The following is a 17,564-nucleotide window of genomic DNA, read 5'->3' on the forward strand; positions in this document are numbered from 1 at the left end:
AGCTGCCGGCTGAGCAAAGCTGCCAGCAGAGCAGAGCTAGCTACGCAGACGGCTGCGGCAACCCCATCCAACCCTCCCCAACCTGAACCGACCATGAATCTTCCCGTCCTCAAAGCGACCGACTTTGCCAGCGACCAGGACGTCCGCTGGTGCCCTGGGTGCGGCGATTACTCGATCCTGGCGCAGATGAAAAAGGTGCTGCCGGAGCTGGGAGTGCCGCGCGAGAAGACTGTCTTTATCAGCGGCATCGGCTGCAGCAGCCGGTTTCCGTACTACATGAACACCTACGGGATGCACAGCATCCACGGTCGGGCTCCAACTTTCGCAACCGGGCTGAAGACGACTCGCCCCGATTTGATGGTCTGGGTGATCACCGGCGACGGCGACGCGCTGAGCATCGGTGGGAACCACTTCATCCACGTCTTACGGCGGAACCTGGACATCAACATCGTCCTGTTCAACAACCGCATCTATGGACTGACCAAGGGCCAGTACAGCCCGACGAGCTCCGAAGGCCAGGTCACCAAGAGCAGCCCGATGGGAGCGATCGACCATCCGCTGAATCCGCTCAGCATGGCGATCGCCGCCGAAGCGACCTTCGTGGCCCGCTCGCTCGATGCCCACGTCAAACACCTCGGCGACACGCTTAAGCGAGCCGCCGAGCACAAGGGAACTTCGCTGGTCGAGGTCTACCAGAACTGCAACGTCTTCAACGACGGAGCGATGGCCTACGCCCAGTCGCGCGACCTGCGGCCCGAACACACGATCGAGCTCGAGCACGGCAAGCCGCTGATCTTCGGCAAGGATCGCGACAAGGGAATCCGCATGGTCGGCAATCAGCTGGAGATCGTCAAAACCGCCGATGTCCCGGCCGACGATCTGCTGATCCATGACGAGAAGAGCAACGATTCGACGTTGCACTACATGCTCAGCCGGATGCGGTACCCCGAATTCCCCGAGCCGATCGGCGTGTTCCGCGCGGTCCAGGGAGTCGCGACCTACAACGATCAGATCAACGCCCAGGTCACCCAAGCCAAACAGCAAAAGGGCGAAGGCAGCCTGCAAAAGCTGTTCGAAAGCGGCGACACCTGGCAGGTGGCGTAGGTCCGACTCGTACTCGTACTCGTACTCAGCGCAGCGGTACTCGTACTCGTACTCGAATCGGTCGCGGCCCTGGAGCTACTGCTTAGCCTCGTCCGGGAACATCGAGTACGAGTACCGCTGCGCTGAGTACGAGAGCCAGGTGAGTCAGGCCAAGGCCCCGCGGCCGCCCTTGCGCCAGAGCCGCAGGTCGTAGGGGCCGCAGAACTGCAGCAGCAGCGCTCCCGGTGCGGCGTAGCGGGCGAAGACGTCGGCCAGAAAATCTTCTTCACCAGGCCAGGGATAGGCAAAGACAATCGCGAAGTCGTCGATTTCCATCCCGATCTCCCCATAAGCACTCGGGACCGGGTGGCCGAGTGAAGGGAGCGTCGGGTCGTCGGCCAGCCACTCGGAGTCGGGGGGCAGGAAGTTGCCTTCAAAAAGCTCGACCGGCTGCTGCAGCTCGGTGACCGTCCGCCGGCCCTCTTCGATCAGCACCGCTTCGGCTTCGATGCCGAACACGTCGAAGTCGAGTTTGGCCGCCAGGCAGCAGACGACGGCGAACCCGCAGCCCCATTCGAGGAACCGCCGGCCCGGTGCGAGCTGGGACTGCTCGATCCAGGCGAGCGTTTGGTACACCAGCTCATAATCGCTGGCGACGAACTGCTCGATCTGCGGACGGTCCCAGCGATCCTGAAACGCCTGAATCCGCTCCCGAGCCGCGTTGACCCACAGCCGAACTTCACCCGGCAGCGGCTGGTCCATCACCCAAGCGGGAATGTCGATCGGCGTGAGGTGCGTCAAAAGGGGCTCGCGTTTCTTATCTTTCTTTCGTACTCGTACTCGTACTCGTACTCGTACTCAGCGAAGCGGTACTCGTACTCGTACTCGAATCGCGCGCACCGTCCGACTTCCATTCAGCTCCAGCGTCCGGGGATCGAGTACGAGTACCGCTGCGCTGAGTACGAGTACCGCTGCGCTGAGTACGAGTACCGCTGCGCTGAGTACGAGTACCAGGTCGGGGGTTGTTACTCGGCCGCTTCGAGCTGCTTGAGCTTTACGTCTTTGAACTGGACCGTCATTGCCGGGCCGACGTGCAGCTGCAGGGCGAGGACTCCCGATTCGGTGCTTTTCTCTTCGTCGAGGTCGATGACTTCGCTGGTCAGCTGGCCGTTGATGAAATGTTGCAGCCGGTTTCCTTGAGCGACGATCCGATAGTCGTTCCACTCGTTCGGCTTGATCACTTTGCCGATCTCCTCAGCGTCGCCGAACGATTCGACTTCCTTGGTGTTGCCCCCTTCGAGGCGGACGCGTTGTCCCCGCAGGGCCAGGATTCCTCGCCCCCGCTCCTCGTAGTTGATCCCGGCGTATTTGCCGGCGGCATCGATATCGGCTTGGTAACCGCCGACGATAAATTTCTCTTCGTCGACGACTTGGCTGCGGTACTGAATCCCCGAGTTGCCCCCTTCGATTTTGAACTGGGTGCGGAGCTCAAAGTTCGCCGGCTTGCCTCCTTCCCAGACCAAGAAGGTGTTGTGCTCGAGCGGTTTTTCTGCGGTCGTGCGGCCGGTGATCGCCCCCTCTTCGACGCTCCACAGGTCCTCGCGTCCGCGCCACCCCGAAAGGTCCTGGCCGTTGAAAATCGACTGAAACTCGCCTTGCGGCTCCGCAGCGCGAAGATCGGTACTGGTCAAGCTGCAGAGGCTCAGGATGACGACCCCGAGGACTAATCGGCTCATGGACTCGCTCTCACGGTAAAGGGGGGCAGTTGGGAGATGATAGGCAGCGGAATCGGATTTCGATTGTACATCAGGCGAGCGGGGCGAGTCGGCGGTGTCGCTGTTTCACTCGACGCCAATTCCGTCGTGCGTGCTCCAGTAGCCTCCGCGAGCGTGGTCGAACAACGGTTTGCGGCCACGCACGGTGGACTCGAAGCGGCCTTGATCGAAGACCAGCTGGCCTCCGACCCAGGTTTTGACCGGCCAACCGGTCAGCTCCACTCCGTCCCACGGGGACCAGCCCGCCTTGGTGTGTTGCTCGGCATTGCGGATCGTGCGCCGCGCCTGCATGTCGACCAGGACCAGGTCGGCGGCGTACCCGACTTCGATCCGCCCTTTGCCGACGATGTCCCAGACTCGCGCCGGTGCGTCGCTCATCCAGGACGCGATTTGCTCGAGGGTGCAGGCACCGGCGGCGGCGCGATCGAGCAAAAGCGGCAGGCTGTTTTCGACCGCTGGCAACCCTGAGGGGCTGGCCGGATAGGGTTGCTGTTTCTCTTCGAGCGTGTGTGGGGCGTGGTCGGTCGCGATCACCTGAATCCGTCCCTCGAGCAGCCCCTGCCAGAGTCCGCGATTGTCCTCGGCCGTTTTGATCGAGGGGTTCATCTGGACGAGCGAGCCGAGTCGCGGGTAGTCGTCGATGTTGAAGAACAGGTGGTGCGGGCAGACTTCCGCGGTCACCAGCGGTGCGGGGTCGGCCAGCAGTTCCAGTTCGGCCGCGGTGGAGACGTGCAGGACGTGGAACCGGTGCTGGTGCCGGCGGGCCAAATCGATCGCCCGCCGGGTGGCGATCCAAGCCGCTTCGGCCGAGCGGATTTGCGAGTGGACAGCCACGTCGTCGTTGCCAGCAAACCGCTCGGCGTTGCGGCGGACGGTGGTTTCGTCTTCGCAGTGGGCACAGATCGGCAGCTCGGTCTCGGCAAAGATTCGCTCGAGCGCCGCCTGTTCGTCGACCAGCAGATTGCCCGTGCTGCTGCCGATGAAGATTTTAATACCCGGGACGCCGTCGACTTTCCGCAGCTGGTCCACATTTTCGCTGGTCGCTCCGATGTAGAAGCCGTAGTTGACCAGCGAATGGGCTGCCGCCAGTCGCTCTTTGTCGCGGACCGCTTCGACCGTCACCGCGGGGGGCTTGGTGTTGGGCATCTCGAGGAACGTCGTCACGCCGCCGGCCGCGCAAGCCCGCGAGGCATGCGCCAGATCCTCCTTATGGGTCAGCCCCGGTTCTCGAAAATGGACTTGGTCATCGATCACGCCTGGGAGAAGATGAAGTCCCGAGGCGTCGATCACCTGCTCGGCCGTCGTGGTCGAGGGAGCGTCGATCGAGACGATGCGGTCGCCTTCGAGCAGCACCGAAGCCCGGGCTGCTCCAGTGGGGAACACGACCGTCGCATTCTTGATCAAAGTCTTCATGGGAGTGGATCGAGAGAGGGAGGGACGGAGGCGGACTGCCGTTCATTCTCTCAAACTTCCGCCTCAGCCCCAGGCCCCTCGATTTTGGCCCTTCGCAATTCATGCTCGCGCTCGCGACACTTCCCGATCCGGCCAGCCTTGCTCTACTCGCCGTGGTGCTGTGCGTGGGCATTTTCGTCCAGGCGGCTGCGGGGTTCGCGGCCGGGTTGCTGATCATTCCCTTGTTGCTGTGGTGCGGATTTTCGATCCCGGAAGCCCAGGTCTCGCTGTTGGTCGCCACCGTCCCGCAGAACCTGTGGGGGGTGTGGAAGTTCCGCGGCACGATCCGTCCGGGCGAAGTGGCTTTTCCGGCGCTGCTGCGTTTGCTCTGGTTGCCGCTGGGCGTGGGAGTGCTCGTTTCGCTGGAAAATCTGCCTTCGGTGCGGATCCGCCAGGTCGTCGGCGGTGTCACGTTGGTGGTGACGCTGGCGATCATGCTCTGGCGTCCCCAGCCTCGCCAGCGGCTGCATGCGGGCTGGTCGCTGGTGGCTTTTTCGGTGTCGGGGTTTCTGCAGGGGCTGGTGGGCATGGGCGGTCCGGCGATGGTCCTGTGGGTGCAAGCCCACGACTGGGACACGCGGCGGATGCGAGCGTTTCTATTCACGATGTACCTGATCAGTCTGGCGCCCGCGATTTTGATCCTGTGGTGGTTTTTCGGCAGCCGGTTGCTGCTTCCCGGGCTGGCCACGATGGTCCTGATCCCGCTCTTGCTGGCGGTCACCGCGGTCGGCCTTCGCACCGGCACTTGGCTCGGCCGCCAGCGGCTGCGGCAAGTGACGCTCGGGCTGCTGTTGCTGCTGGGGGTCGCCGGCGTCTGCACTCCCTGGCTGACGCCTAGCGAGCCGAGTAGCGAGCCGAGTAGCGAGGCTCCGCGCCGCCTCTTACGCTGATAGTTCCCGCCAGTCGCCTCTCGCCACTCGCCAATCGCTATGCAGCCGTTCGACTTCCAGCTTCGTCCGCGAATTGTCTTCGGTCCCGGCAGCCTCGAGCGGCTCGGCCAGTTTGCCGTGGAGCTCGGGGCGCGGCGAGCGCTGATCGTCTCCGACGCGGGGGTCGTTGCGGCAGGACATTTTCGCGCAGCCGTACGGTTCCTCGAGCAGGCGGGGGTCGAGGTCCACGCCTTCCATGATTTCGCCGAGAACCCAACCAGCGCGATGGTCGACAGCGGCGCCGTCGTCGCTCGGCGGTGCCAGCCCGATTTGCTGATCGGACTCGGCGGCGGCAGCAGTATGGACTGTTGCAAAGGGATCAACTTCGTCTATTCCTGCGGCGGACGCGTGCAGGATTATCACGGCGTAGGGAAGGCGACCAGCGAGATGCTGCCGATGATCGCCATTCCGACGACCGCAGGGACGGGGAGCGAGGCGCAATCGTTCGCCCTGATCAGCGATGCCGAGACGCATGTCAAAATGGCCTGTGGCGATCCCCGAGCGGCCTGCCGCGTGGCGCTGCTCGATCCCGAGTTGACGCTCACCCAGCCTCCGCGGGTGACCGCGCTGACCGGCATCGATGCTCTGTCGCATGCGATCGAGACCTACGTCACGCTCCGCCGCAACCCGATCTCGATCACCTTCAGCCGCCGCGCCTTTGGGTTGCTCGCCCACAGCTTCTCCCGCGTGCTCGACCAACCGCAGAACCTCGAGGCCCGCGGGCAGATGCAGCTGGGTGCTTGTTTTGCCGGGCTGGCGATCGAAACCTCGATGCTCGGCGCCGCTCACGCCACCGCCAACCCGCTGACCGCTCGCTACGACGTCGTCCACGGCCAAGCGGTGGGAGTGATGCTGCCAGCGGTGATCCGCATGAATGGCCGCCAGCACCCGGAGTGGTACGCCGAATTGCTCTCGGAGCTCGAGCCGGTCGAGGATCCAGCCGAAGCTCCCGATCGGTTGGCCGACCGCGTCGTCGAATACCTCCGCCACGCTTCGCTAGCGACCAACCTCGAGGAGCTGCAGATTCCTTCCGAGGGAATCGCTGCGATGGCCGTCGACGCGGCGGCCCAGTGGACCGGAACGTTCAATCCGGTGCCGCTGACGGAGTCTCTGATCAGCGATCTCTATCGCGATAGCCGCGCTTGACAGGCGGCCCGTCGGTTCCACGATCAGCCGCCACGCGCTAGCGTCCGGTTTCTGCTGAATCGTGGAAACCTTGGGTTACGCTCTGTCAGAAAACCCGCCGATCTCGACCTTTTGAGCCGTAGGCGCTAGCCTCGGGCCCTCTTGAGCCGTAGGCGCTAGCCTCGGGCCCTCGCTAGCCCCAAGGTTTCCGTTGCAGAACCCGCGGCTAGCGCCGTCGGCTCATGGTTTTCATAAAGAGTCTAGCGCCCGGCGGCTGGTCAGACACCGCGGGACGACTAGCAGCAGGGCGGCGGCGACCAGAATCACCCAGGGGGGCGAGCTGGCGGAAGGCCAAAAGAGCCACGCTTCGAGCCGCTCCCAAAACGCGATTTGAACCGCCAGACCCACGGGTAAACAGACCGCCAGCCAAGCGAGACCTTCGCGCTCGGATCCGACCGTGCCGGGCTCGGAGAATCGTCTCGCCAACCGCTGCAGAATCGCCGCTCCGATCACCGAGAGCAGCACGACGCCGAGCAGCGCTTGCCACCCGACCACGACGGCCGGCACGCACAACAGGGCTGTCAAGTCGAGCAGCCGCGCCGTACCGCTGCCGGTCGGATCGAGCTTGGGATCGGCCGTGGGGCAGAGGTAGCGGGCCAGGGCTCGAGCCAGCAGGGCGGCGGCGACGATCGCCGTCAGCAGTCGCAGCACCGCGTCATAGTGGCTCGTCGGTTGCCAGCCTTCGGGAACCGTCGCCTGCCAGGGGACCACCATCAGCGGCGGCCAGATCCAAAGCGGACCCATCGCGAGCAAAAACACCCAGATGACCAATCCCCGCGGCAAGCGGTGGGCGTCAAACCGCACGAGCCCCAGCGCCCACGCCGAACTGATGGCGACGACGTGGTACAGCGAGATCACGACCAGTCCGAGCGACAGGTGGGGCGTCGCCAGCGGGCCATCGGCCTGCCGCGGGTGGTGAGGGCCTCCCTCGCTGACGAAGGGCAGGTTGCCGCCCCCGGAATAGAATTCGGCCAGCCCCAGCACGGTGATCGTGAGCCCTACGCAGAGCTCGACGATCGGGTACCGCGGGGAAATCGGCAGCCGGCACGTGCGGCACCGACCGCGGAGGGCGATCCAGCCAAAGACCGGCCAATTGTCCCGCGCCGAGAGCCGCGCGTTGCACCACGGACAGTGCGACCACCCGTTGATGCTTTTCCCCCGCGGCACTCGCCAAGCGACTACGTTCAGGAAGCTGCCGATCGCCGAGCCCACCCAGAACAGCCAAGCGGCGACCAGGACGTCGATTGCCCGGGGGACGAGCAGGTCGGCAAACCGGTAGCTGCTGGCCGCCGCCTGCCACGCGGCGGCCAACAGCACGTAGCCCACGGCAGCGACGAGCAGGATAGAGAGCACCCCCAGCAGCGGTCCGCTCCGCACCAGCAGTCCCTTTCGCCCCAGCAGCCGCTTTCGCCGTCGCTTTGGTTTGCCAATTGCCAATTTGTTCGAACTCCTGAACCAGACGGTATTACCGTTCTCTCCTATCACCCTCCCCCCGGGAGGGTCGGGCTCTTAGGCCCGGGGAGGGCTAGATGAATCCCGCCGCGCTTCGACTTCTACGACGCGGCTCGCCCTCCCCGCTCGTTCCTCGCGACCCTCCCAGGGGGAGGGTGTCGATGCGGCTTTCTAACCGAGCCTAGCCCCCGGTTCCTGAAAACGCCGTGAGAACCGGACGCTAGCGCGTGGCGGCTGATCTCATGGGTCCTCGAATCGGTCCCGCGTATGTGAACGGTCGCCTTGAATGTCCCGTATGCTAGCTGACCGGTGAGTGCGCCCGCCCTACACTTAAACAGGCCTCCGAATCGCCGTTCCGGCGGTCTGGGAAACTGGCTAAAGTCGCTTTTCATTCTTGCTCGCCTCCAGCCCGCAATCCTGATGTCGAAGTCCCTCAAGGTCTTGCCTGAAAAACCGGCCGAACGCCACGCGCGGATTCGCACCGAAGCGTCGCGCGAGACGGTCGAGTCGATTGTCGTCGCAATCGTCCTGGCGCTGCTGTTTCGGGCCTTCGTCGCCGAGGCGTTCGTGATTCCGACCGGGTCGATGGCTCCGACCTTGATGGGAGCCCACAAAGATCTGGTCTGCCTGGAGTGCGGGGAATCGTATCGCACCGGGGCGAGTATCGAAACGCGGTCGGTGGTCCAGGAAGATACGGTGGTCGCTTCGGTCTGCCCGAACTGTCGCCACGTCAACCCGCTCGATTTGGTCGACAAGCCGAATGACAAAACCTTTGCGGGCGATCGGATCCTGGTCAGCAAATTCGCCTATGCGATTGGCGAGCCGGAGCGGTGGGATGTGATCGTCTTCAAGTATCCGGGGAATCCCAAGCAGAACTACATCAAGCGGCTGGTGGGGCTCCCCGAGGAGACGCTGAAGATTCGCTTCGGCGACGTTTACTCCCGCCCCGAGGGGAGTGAGTCGTTCGAGATCCTCCGCAAGCCGCACGACAAATTGATGGCGATGGCCCACCGGGTCTACGACACGGCGCATCAGTCGAAGACGTTGATCGAGGCCAATTATCCGGCCCGTTGGCAGCCCTGGGAACTCGGGGCGAGCGAGCCACCGGAAGATTCGTGGCAGGTCGAGCGAAACACCGCGGGGATGACTGCCACGCTGCCGGCCGGCGGCGAGTCGGTCCGCTACCTCCGCTATTTCCATAACTGGCCAACCGACGAGATGTGGGAGGCTGCCAACGGCGGGTTATCGGTGGAGGAGGTTCATCCTTATTCGAGCACCGCGATCACCGATTTTTATGCTTACGATGCCTACCTGCATGTCCCTTCCTACGAGGTCTACAGCGATCCGCCGTCGCAGGCCCCCAGCGGCCGCGGGATTTTTGGCCGCTTGCGAGGGCTCGTTGGCAGTCCCTCGGGCGTGCTGCACCCCGATTACCAGAGCGGCGAAGGGCCGGAGCAGTTCGGCAGTAACATTCGAATCGGCTCGTTTGGCGGAGCACGCGAAGGGGGCCACTGGGTGGGCGACTTGATCGTCGAGGCCGACGTGGAAACCGAGGGCGAGCAAGGGGAGATCGTGCTGGAGCTAGTGGAATCGGCCGTGCTCTATCGCTGCCGGATCGATCTGGCTGATGGCCGGGCGAAGTTGGAGATCGTCGATCGCGATACACCGGTCAGCTTTGCTCAGGCCGGGGGAACGGCCGAGGAGCCGCCGACGGCGGCGACTGATGTCCGCGGCAACGGTCGCCATAGCTTGCGGTTCGCCAACTGCGACGACCAACTCTACCTGTGGGTCGACGGCTCGGTGGTGGAGTTTGACGCACCGACCACGTTCGATACTTCGGCGCTTCGCTCGCTCGCCGAGCAGCGACCCTACCTGGGCGAAGAGCATCCGTTTGATGCGGCCCCGGCCGCCATCGGGATCCGCTCGGCGGCGGCGACCGTCCACCGCATGCAGTTGCTCCGCGACAAGTACTACATCGCCACCCAGAACGCGTTGGTCGGGATGTTCGACTACGACTTGAACAAAATTCCGATCCAGAGCCGGGCCGGTGTCGGTGGACTGGGGGCGGTTCAGAATGCGTTGCTCGACCCGCTCCTGTGGGACACCGCGGGAATTTGGGAGGCTCGCCGCGAAGTCGAGTTCACGATGGAAGCGGATCAGTTCTTTCCGCTCGGCGATAACAGTCCCGAGAGCCAGGACGCACGCTGCTGGGTGCGGCAAGATTCGTTTCGCGGATCGACGACGCCCTACCCGGACGCCTACTTGTGGGCCGATGCGAGCTACGTCCCTCGCGATCTGCTGGTCGGCAAAGCCTTGATGGTCTTTTGGCCGCATCCCTGGAGCACGCCCGTCCCCTTCACGCCCCACTTCGAACGCATCGGGCTGATCCGCTAGATGCCAGAACCGATCCTGCAAGCTGTCGATTTGCGCAAGACCTACGGGCGACGGAACGTCGTCGGCGGGGTCAATCTGTACGTGAACCCGGCCGAGATCGTGGGGCTGCTTGGGCCCAACGGGGCGGGCAAATCGACCAGCTTTCGGATGATCTGCGGGTTGGTCGAACCCGATAGCGGCCGCGTCTTTTTGGGCGGCCACGACGTGACCGATTGGCCGATGTTCCGTCGCGCCCGCGACGGAGGAATGGGTTACCTGCCGCAGGAACCGAGCGTCTTTAAGAAGCTGACGGTCCAGCAAAACATCTCGTCGCTGTACGAGTTGCTCGGCGTCGGACGCCGCGAACGCAAGGAGCGGACGCAGGCGTTGCTCGAGGAGTTCAGCATCACCCACATCCGCAAGAGCCGAGCGGGTGGATTGTCCGGAGGCGAGCGGCGGCGGTTGGAGATCGCTCGCTGCCTGGTCAGCAATCCGCAAATCGTGATGCTCGACGAGCCGTTCGCAGGCATCGACCCGGTCACGGTTCAGAATATCCAGGGGGTGATTCGCCAGCTGCGGGATGCCGGGATCGCCGTGCTGATCACCGACCACGCGGCCCGGGAAATCCTCGGTACGGTCGATCGCTGTTATGTGATCTACCAGGGGCAAGTGCTGATCGACGGGACGCCCGAAGAGGTCAAGCGGCACCCCAAAGTCCAGCAGGAATACCTCGGCGACCTCGATGGGGCGGGCAGTCAAGCGGCGCCGCGAGCCCCCGCCGCCGCCTCCCGCCCCCAACGCGTCACCGACGTCTAAGTACGTCAGGCTTTCCGGCCTCTGTCAGAAACCTGAACGACACCCTCCCGCTGGGAGGGTCGCGAGGAACGAGCGGGGAGGGTGATGACAGGTTGTGCGACTTACGTAGAGACCAGTGCCCGGGACAAGGGTAATGGTGAAATTGAGTTTCTGACTGAGCCTAGCGTTCGGTTGACGATGTGGTTTATCAGGAACCGTGGGCTAGCGCCCGGCGGCTGATGGAGTGAGCAAGTGATGCAGTCCTGCGAGGCTGATTGCTCGCGTACGGGTGGTCAGCCGGGCTGGGCTGTCTTAAATTCGAGCCCCAGCCCTTCGAACTTTCCGCGTTCCCACGCCATTGAGTTATGTCCAGCACGCTGCCCGAATCTCGTACCGACGCCGCCGATCCCTATTTCCAGCGTTTGTTTGCCGACCGCATCGGTGGGGCCAACTACGGCAAAGGGACCGCGATTTACAAATTCGAGAAGATCAAGCGGGCCAAGCGGAAGGCGCTCGCCGAGCACCCCGACCGCCAGTTGCTCGACTTTGGCATCGGCGAGAATGATTCGATGGCTCCCGCCTCGGTTCGCGAGACCATGGCGGCCGAAGTCCATCGGCCGGAGAACCGTGGCTACGCCGACAACGGGATCGGGGAATTCAAAGAAGCCGCCGCGCGATTCATGCATCGCAACTTTGGCGTGGAGCTCGATCCGACGACGCAGATCGTGCATGCCATCGGCAGCAAACCCGCCTACGCGATGTTGCCGGCCTGCTTCATCAATCCGGGCGACGTCACGCTGATGACCGTTCCGGGTTACCCGGTCGCCGGGACGCACACCCAGTACTACGGGGGCACGGTCTTCAAGCTCCCGTTGCTGGCCGAGAATGGTTTTCTGCCCGACTTCGATACGGTTCCCGACGATTTGTGGGGGCGAGTCAAGATGCTCGTCCTCAACTATCCCAACAGTCCCACCGGCCGCACCGCACCGGCCGAGTTCTACGAGCGGGTCGTCGCGCTTGCCCTGGAAAAAGAGTTCGTCGTCGTCCAGGACGCCGCCCACATCATGCTCTCGTTCGACAGCCAACCACGCAGTTTTCTCGAGACGCCCGGAGCCGTCGATGTCGGCGTCGAAGTCCACTCGATGAGCAAGGGCTTCGACATGATCGGCTGGCGGATGGGATGGGTCTGTGGCAATCCGCGGATCGTCCAGGCCTACGCCGACGTCAAAGACAACAGCGACAGCGGCCAGTTTATCGCGACCCAAAAAGCGGCCGCGGCCGCGCTGGATGATCCCTCGATCCCCGAAGCGATTCGGGCCAAATACCGTCGGCGGCTCGAAAAGCTGGTCGCGACCCTTCGCAGCTGCGGGTTCCAGTGCGAAATGCCCGGCGGAACCTACTTCCTCTACACCCCCGCTCCCAAGGGAATCGAGGGAGGAGCGGACTTTGCCGCGGCCGAGGACGCCACGCGCCACCTGATCGAAGAGCTCGGGATCGTCACCGTTCCCTGGGACGATGCGGGAGCCTACCTGCGGTTCAGCGTTACCTACGTCGCCGCCGATGAAGCGGCCGAAGACGCCCTGATGGCCGAAACCCAAAAACGTCTAAGCGCCGCCAAGCTGAGGTGGTAGGGGCTCAGTACCCAGTACTCAGTACTCAACTACGATCGCCGCTTCGCTGCTTCTCCCTCTCGGCGTCCAGTTGGCCGCAGTGGCCGAGGGCATAGAGCGTCAACGCGAAGGTCGCATTGATCGTGAAGTAGCTATTCCAGAACTCGAGCACGTCGCCCCCTTCTCGAGCGATCGTTTCCAGCCAGGCCATCGCCACGGCCGAAGCAGCCGCGGAAAGGATCATCAGCACCGTGAGCAAGGCCTTGCCATACGAGGCTCGGGCCGTGGTGGCGGCGATCGCATGGGCGGCGACGGCCGCCAACAGCAGCAGGATCAGCACCGCGCCCTGCAAAAAATACTCGCCACCGGCGTCTCCATAGCGGCGGGTGGCCCACGAGACGAGCGCCACGGAACTCATCAGCACCAGCAGGCTGAGGATCCCAAACTGCCCCTGTCGTGGTGCGCCGCTCTTCCCCCAACTCCAGCGGGGCAACCGCAGCAGCACCCCCGCCGTCGCCTGAAGGACGCCAAACCCGGCGAACATGATCACGTACCGCTCGAGGGCTTGCTCGCGGGCCAAGTACATGATTCCGCAGTGCCAGGCGAGCAGCCCGGCTAAGCCCGCGACGCGGCCGAGCGCGTAGGGCGGGCCAGCCAAAATCCACACCGCGGCGGACCATCCGGCCCACACCCAAGCCAGCCACACCTGCGAAGCAAAATGGCTGAGCGTCGGATCCTCGCCGGGGATGGCTGCGAGCTGAAAGACCGCCAGCGCCGTGAGACTCAACCCGCTGAGCCAGCCAAGGCGGGGAGGCAGCATTTTAACCTCGGGCATCCCAGAGCCGGGCACTGGTGGCTCGGGGGCTTGGTGCTTTCGCGATTCGGGTTCCTCGGTGATCATGGGGCGCAAGCTTATCCCGACCGCCCGCCGTCTGACGACCATGGAAGAAACCGCAATCCCGCCGCTGCTCGGAGTCGTCGGCCACCCGATCGCCGGCAACCCGATGCAGTTTGCGATGGAACGGGCGCTGGCCGCGGCGAATCTTGAGTGGCGTTTTCTCTCGTTCGACGTCCCTCCCGAGCGGCTGGCCGCAGCGGTCGCGGGCGTCGATGCGCTCGGTTTCCGCGGATTGGCGGTCGCCCCTCCGCACAGCGCTGCCGTGCTCGAATTGGTCCCGCGGCACTCGCAATCGGCAAGGATCGGCCGCTGGGCGGATGCGATTCACCGCGGCGACGACGGCTGCTTGATCGCCGACAATTTGCTCGGCGATGCCCTGCGTGATCTGCTGGGCGACCGGCCTGTGGCGGGATCCAGCGTCGGGTTGTTAGGCGACGTGCCGGAGAGCCGAGCGTTGTTTGCGACCCTCAGCCTGCTCGCCCCGAAGACGCTGTGGGTCCGCGATATTGCTGCGGAGAACTTTTCTCGCTCGCTGGAGGCCCATCGTCCCGCCGCACCTTTGGCGACCGACCAATCGCAAACCGGGAGCGGTGAGCCGGAGGCGGGCGAATCGCGGAGCGAACTCTCCACTGGCCGCCCCGCGGCAGCTCGCGCTTCGCAGGCCGAGGGTGGCAGCGAGCCCGCGGAACACGGCTCGTTCGGGCATCCGCAGGGGCCGAGCGAACCGCCGGATGCCGCCCCAGTGGAGCGAACCACCGGCCCGGCCGACGGCGAGCGCGACGAGCAAGCGGAGAGGCGGCCGCGTGGCGCCGAGGGCGATGCGGCCGAGCCACCGCAAGTCTTGAAGCTCAGCGACCGCGACAAAGCCGCGTTCGGAGAGCTCCAAGTCCTCGTGCGTGGAGGGCTGACGCCGACGACCGCGGGAGGCGCGGCCGACGCCAAGATGCTGGAAAAGCAAGTCGAACAACTCCGCCAGGACTGCGTCGTCGTCGATTTGGCTGTCTGCGCCAGCACTTCACCGCTGCTGCGGACGGCGAGCGAGCGAGGGCTGCCGACGATCTCCGCGATCGATCTGCTCGTCGCCCGCGCCGCCCTGGCATTCCATCGCTGGACCGGTCGACGGGCCGATCGCCTCGCGCTGCAAGAAGCGTTCGAAGAATACCTGGAGATTTAGACCGCAGCCGGTTCGAACAGCGGGGCCCAGTAGACGCGGTAGACCGGGATCGCGTGCTGGCGGCTGCGGCGTTCGAAGTGAGTCCGGTAGTCCAGGTCGTGTTCGGCTTCGGAGGCTTCCTCAGGGATCGGCGGCCCCAGCTCGGGAGTCACCGTGGCTGCCAGTTCGAGGACCGTCTCAAAATACTCCAGCACGTCGGTCCAGAAGTGCAGCTGGCCGCCCGGAGCGAGCGTGCGGGAGACGTTTTGGAGAAACGCTTCGTTCAGCACCCGCCGTTTCTTGTGCTTCTTCTTCCACCACGGGTCGGGAAAATAGACGTGGACGGCCGCCAAGCTGCGGTCGGGGATTCGCTTGGCGAACAGAGGCCCGGCATCGGCCGGGGTGACGCGGACATTGTCCCGGCCAGCGCGGGCGACGCGGGCCGCGGCGGTCAGCGCATAAGGCCGGGCGATTTCGATGCCCCAAAAATTATGCTCCGGCCGCTCTCCCGAAGCGGTCGCCAAAAATAATCCCTTGCCCGAACCGACCTCGATCTCCAGCGGCCGCTCGTTGCCGAATAGGGTCGCCGCGGTCAGCTGTTCGGGCAACGCGTCGGGCTCGCGGAGGATGCCGCTTAAGTCAATCGTCTTGTCCGGACGCCGCACCTGTCGCCGAGGCATGCTCGCTGTACCTTCTTGTCGGGCTCTGGAAACTTGTCGGGCTCTCGAATTTCCTGCGTTGGTTTTGTCGCAAAACCCTCTTCAAAAGGCCAGCCCCACAGCGGTGGCACTTCCAGTGCCTTGCCCCTTTCATCATCATGCAGGCACTTGACTGCCGCCGCACCTCGCTCGCCAACGCCTTATGCCCAATCCTGATTTTTCCGGACTTCGCGTCGCAGCTCTCGAGAGCCGCCGCGCGGACGAGTTGGCTCGGATGATTGAAAAATTTCACGGGATCCCCTACGTCAGTCCTTCGCTCCGCGAGGTGCCGCTGGAGCCGAACCGGCCGGCGATCGACTTTGCCTACCGCGTGATCACCGGCGACATCGGGATCGTGATCTTGACCACCGGCGTCGGTTTTCGCCATCTGCTGCGAGCGATCGAGCGGCATCTCGACGTGCAGCAGTTCCTCGACGCGCTGTCGGACATCACGACCGTCTGCCGGGGACCAAAACCGGTGGCGGCGATGCGCGAAGTGGGGCTCGCGCCGACCCACCGCGTCCCGGAGCCGAACACCTGGCGGGAAGTCCTGCAGACGCTCGACGCCCAGGTGCCGCTGGCCAACCAGACGGTCGGGGTGCAGGAATACGGGGTCACCAATACGAGCCTGGTGGCCGGGCTCGAAGCCCGCGGAGCGACAGTAGTCCCGCTTCGCGTCTACGCCTGGGAGCTGCCCGAGGACACCGAGCCGCTCCAGGCGAACGTCCGCGCCCTGGCGGCTGGCGAGCGCGATCTGCTGCTGGTGACCAGCGCTCACCAAGTCGTCAACCTGCTGCGGGTGGCCGATTCGCTGGGGCTCGGCGACGCTCTTCGCGAGGGGCTGCGGCAGACGGTGATCGCTTCGATCGGCCCGACGACCTCGGAGATGCTGAACGATTCGGAGCTGAACGTCGATATCGAACCGGAGCACCCGAAGATGGGGCATTTGGTCGTCGAGGCGGCCCACCGCGGTCCCGCTCTGGCTCGCCAAAAACGTCTGAACGCCGAAACCGATACTCCGACCGAGTTTGAGATCATGGTGACGAACCGCCCCCACGGCGACATGGCCGAAGCGCCGCGACACTCGTCGTACGACAGCCTGTTCCTGAAGGCTTGTCGCGGGGAACCGACCGAGCGGACGCCGATCTGGCTGATGCGTCAGGCGGGGCGGTACATGGAGGAGTATCGTGAAGTCCGCGCCCAGACCACCTTCCTCGACCTCTGCAAAAATCCGCAGCTGTGCAGCGAAGTGATGTGCACGGCGGTCGAGCGACTTGGCGTCGATGCGGCGATCATCTTCTCCGACCTGTTGCCGATCCTCGAGCCGCTCGGGTTCGACCTGGAGTTCGTCAAAGGGGACGGACCGGTCATCCACAACCCGATTCGCAGCGGTAGCGACCTGGCCCGCGTTCACGAGCTGGAGGACTTCGAATCGCTCGATTTTGTCTACGAGACGGTCCGCCACACCCGCGCAGATCTCCCCGACACGCTCCCCTTGATCGGCTTTTCCGGCTCTCCCTTTACGCTGGCCAGCTACGCGATCGAAGGTGGAGGAAGCCGCCAGTACGTCCACACGAAGCGGTTGATGTACTCCGACAGCGGCGCCTGGGACGCGCTGATGGGACTGCTCAGCCGCGCGATCGTCGGGTACCTCAACCGCCAAATCGAAGCCGGTGCCCAATGCGTCCAGCTGTTCGATTCCTGGGCCGGTTGCCTCAGCCCGGCGGACTATCGCCGCTATATCCAGCCCCACATGCACCAGATCCTGGCCGGCATCAGCCCCGGGGTTCCCGTGATCAATTTCGCCACCGGTAATCCGGAATTGCTCCCGCTACTCAAAGGGGACTACCGGACGGTCGTGGGGGTCGACTGGCGGATCGATCTGGCCGACGCCTGGCGGCGGATCGGTTATGAGCGTCCGGTTCAAGGCAACCTCGACCCGACCGTCCTGCTCGGCTCCCCCGAACTGATCCGCGAGCGAGCCGGTGAAGTTCTCCAAGCGGCCGGTGGGCGTCCCGGACATATCTTCAATCTCGGCCACGGAGTGCTCCAGCAAACACCGGTCGAGAACGTGATCGGCCTGGTCGAGTACGTGAAGCAGTACCGGCACGAATAGGCTGGATAGCGCCACTTTGGATTGGTTCGGAGCAGGACGGCTTGC

At 64.4% G+C, this 17,564-nt stretch carries 14 protein-coding genes; 8 read left to right on the top strand and 6 right to left on the bottom strand.

The window, feature by feature from the left end; translation table 11 throughout:
* The first annotated feature begins 93 nt into the window (after positions 1–93).
* Entirely contained in the window at positions 94–1,104 is a 1,011-nt protein-coding gene (locus GNK13_RS17825) for a 2-oxoacid:ferredoxin oxidoreductase subunit beta (RefSeq protein ID WP_164103907.1), read from the top strand.
* A gap of 144 nt (positions 1,105–1,248) precedes the next feature.
* Here the strand turns inward: GNK13_RS17825 and GNK13_RS17830 are convergent, their stop codons facing one another.
* The 3 genes from GNK13_RS17830 to GNK13_RS17840 all read right to left on the bottom strand — a co-directional run bounded on the left by GNK13_RS17830 (position 1,249) and on the right by GNK13_RS17840 (position 4,271).
* The gene (locus GNK13_RS17830) at positions 1,249–1,884 is read right to left on the bottom strand and encodes a class I SAM-dependent methyltransferase (protein ID WP_235935318.1); all 636 of its coding nucleotides are present in this window, start codon (positions 1,882–1,884) and stop codon (positions 1,249–1,251) included.
* 224 nt (positions 1,885–2,108) lie between these two features.
* On the bottom strand, positions 2,109–2,819 hold the full coding sequence (locus GNK13_RS17835; RefSeq protein ID WP_164103908.1) for a 3-keto-disaccharide hydrolase: 711 nt from the start codon (positions 2,817–2,819) through the stop codon (positions 2,109–2,111).
* Between the two features lie 105 nt (positions 2,820–2,924).
* Complete coding sequence (locus GNK13_RS17840) at positions 2,925–4,271, bottom strand: dihydroorotase (RefSeq protein ID WP_164103909.1); 1,347 nt, start codon at positions 4,269–4,271, stop codon at positions 2,925–2,927.
* Positions 4,272–4,372: 101 nt separating this feature from the next.
* On the opposite strand from GNK13_RS17840, the gene GNK13_RS17845 reads away from it, so the two are divergent.
* A complete protein-coding gene (locus tag GNK13_RS17845; protein WP_164103910.1) occupies positions 4,373–5,200 on the top strand; it encodes a TSUP family transporter in 828 nt (275 codons plus the stop codon).
* A 39-nt stretch (positions 5,201–5,239) separates the two neighbouring features.
* Positions 5,240–6,385 carry an iron-containing alcohol dehydrogenase gene (locus GNK13_RS17850; protein WP_164103911.1) on the top strand — a complete coding sequence of 382 codons (1,146 nt, stop codon included), beginning with the start codon at positions 5,240–5,242 and terminating at the stop codon, positions 6,383–6,385.
* A gap of 228 nt (positions 6,386–6,613) precedes the next feature.
* On the opposite strand, the gene GNK13_RS17855 is transcribed toward GNK13_RS17850, so the two are convergent.
* Entirely contained in the window at positions 6,614–7,861 is a 1,248-nt protein-coding gene (locus GNK13_RS17855; protein WP_203329128.1) for a prepilin peptidase, read from the bottom strand.
* 435 nt (positions 7,862–8,296) lie between these two features.
* Here GNK13_RS17855 and lepB point away from each other — a divergent pair, with 435 nt between their 5' ends.
* From lepB to GNK13_RS17870, 3 genes are all read left to right on the top strand, one after another.
* Positions 8,297–10,270 carry a signal peptidase I gene (gene lepB, locus GNK13_RS17860; protein WP_203329129.1) on the top strand — a complete coding sequence of 658 codons (1,974 nt, stop codon included), beginning with the start codon at positions 8,297–8,299 and terminating at the stop codon, positions 10,268–10,270.
* Positions 10,271–11,065 carry an LPS export ABC transporter ATP-binding protein gene (gene lptB / locus GNK13_RS17865; protein WP_164103912.1) on the top strand — a complete coding sequence of 265 codons (795 nt, stop codon included), beginning with the start codon at positions 10,271–10,273 and terminating at the stop codon, positions 11,063–11,065.
* 344 nt (positions 11,066–11,409) lie between these two features.
* Positions 11,410–12,675 carry an LL-diaminopimelate aminotransferase gene (locus tag GNK13_RS17870; RefSeq protein ID WP_164103913.1) on the top strand — a complete coding sequence of 422 codons (1,266 nt, stop codon included), beginning with the start codon at positions 11,410–11,412 and terminating at the stop codon, positions 12,673–12,675.
* A gap of 25 nt (positions 12,676–12,700) precedes the next feature.
* Here the strand turns inward: GNK13_RS17870 and GNK13_RS17875 are convergent, their stop codons facing one another.
* Positions 12,701–13,555: a hypothetical protein gene (locus GNK13_RS17875; protein WP_203545379.1), complete on the bottom strand. Its 855-nt coding sequence runs from the start codon at positions 13,553–13,555 to the stop codon at positions 12,701–12,703.
* Positions 13,556–13,595: 40 nt separating this feature from the next.
* Here GNK13_RS17875 and GNK13_RS17880 point away from each other — a divergent pair, with 40 nt between their 5' ends.
* On the top strand, positions 13,596–14,726 hold the full coding sequence (locus GNK13_RS17880) for a hypothetical protein (protein WP_164103915.1): 1,131 nt from the start codon (positions 13,596–13,598) through the stop codon (positions 14,724–14,726).
* Here GNK13_RS17880 and trmB read toward each other — a convergent pair.
* A complete protein-coding gene (gene trmB / locus GNK13_RS17885) occupies positions 14,723–15,385 on the bottom strand; it encodes a tRNA (guanosine(46)-N7)-methyltransferase TrmB (protein ID WP_164103916.1) in 663 nt (220 codons plus the stop codon). The genes GNK13_RS17880 and trmB overlap by 4 nt on opposite strands.
* 181 nt (positions 15,386–15,566) lie before the next feature.
* On the opposite strand from trmB, the gene hemE reads away from it, so the two are divergent.
* Positions 15,567–17,519 (top strand): uroporphyrinogen decarboxylase, encoded by a 1,953-nt coding sequence (gene hemE, locus GNK13_RS17890; protein WP_164103917.1) that lies wholly within the window; start codon positions 15,567–15,569, stop codon positions 17,517–17,519.
* Positions 17,520–17,564 lie beyond the last annotated feature (45 nt).

The sequence above is a fragment of the Candidatus Laterigemmans baculatus genome, assembly GCF_010367455.1.
GTDB lineage: Bacteria > Planctomycetota > Planctomycetia > Pirellulales > Pirellulaceae > Laterigemmans > Laterigemmans baculatus.

What these genes read in the sequence shown, in the direction of transcription:
- GNK13_RS17870 (WP_164103913.1), top strand. Translation starts at nt 11,410, where the DNA reads ATGTCCAGCACGCTGCCCGAATCTCGTACCGACGCCGCCGATCCCTAT.
- GNK13_RS17835 (WP_164103908.1), bottom strand. Translation starts at nt 2,819, where the DNA reads ATGAGCCGATTAGTCCTCGGGGTCGTCATCCTGAGCCTCTGCAGCTTG.
- lptB (WP_164103912.1), top strand. Translation starts at nt 10,271, where the DNA reads ATGCCAGAACCGATCCTGCAAGCTGTCGATTTGCGCAAGACCTACGGG.
- GNK13_RS17875 (WP_203545379.1), bottom strand. Translation starts at nt 13,555, where the DNA reads ATGATCACCGAGGAACCCGAATCGCGAAAGCACCAAGCCCCCGAGCCA.
- hemE (WP_164103917.1), top strand. Translation starts at nt 15,567, where the DNA reads ATGCCCAATCCTGATTTTTCCGGACTTCGCGTCGCAGCTCTCGAGAGC.
- GNK13_RS17840 (WP_164103909.1), bottom strand. Translation starts at nt 4,271, where the DNA reads ATGAAGACTTTGATCAAGAATGCGACGGTCGTGTTCCCCACTGGAGCA.
- GNK13_RS17825 (WP_164103907.1), top strand. Translation starts at nt 94, where the DNA reads ATGAATCTTCCCGTCCTCAAAGCGACCGACTTTGCCAGCGACCAGGAC.
- GNK13_RS17880 (WP_164103915.1), top strand. Translation starts at nt 13,596, where the DNA reads ATGGAAGAAACCGCAATCCCGCCGCTGCTCGGAGTCGTCGGCCACCCG.
- lepB (WP_203329129.1), top strand. Translation starts at nt 8,297, where the DNA reads ATGTCGAAGTCCCTCAAGGTCTTGCCTGAAAAACCGGCCGAACGCCAC.
- trmB (WP_164103916.1), bottom strand. Translation starts at nt 15,385, where the DNA reads ATGCCTCGGCGACAGGTGCGGCGTCCGGACAAGACGATTGACTTAAGC.
- GNK13_RS17845 (WP_164103910.1), top strand. Translation starts at nt 4,373, where the DNA reads ATGCTCGCGCTCGCGACACTTCCCGATCCGGCCAGCCTTGCTCTACTC.
- GNK13_RS17850 (WP_164103911.1), top strand. Translation starts at nt 5,240, where the DNA reads ATGCAGCCGTTCGACTTCCAGCTTCGTCCGCGAATTGTCTTCGGTCCC.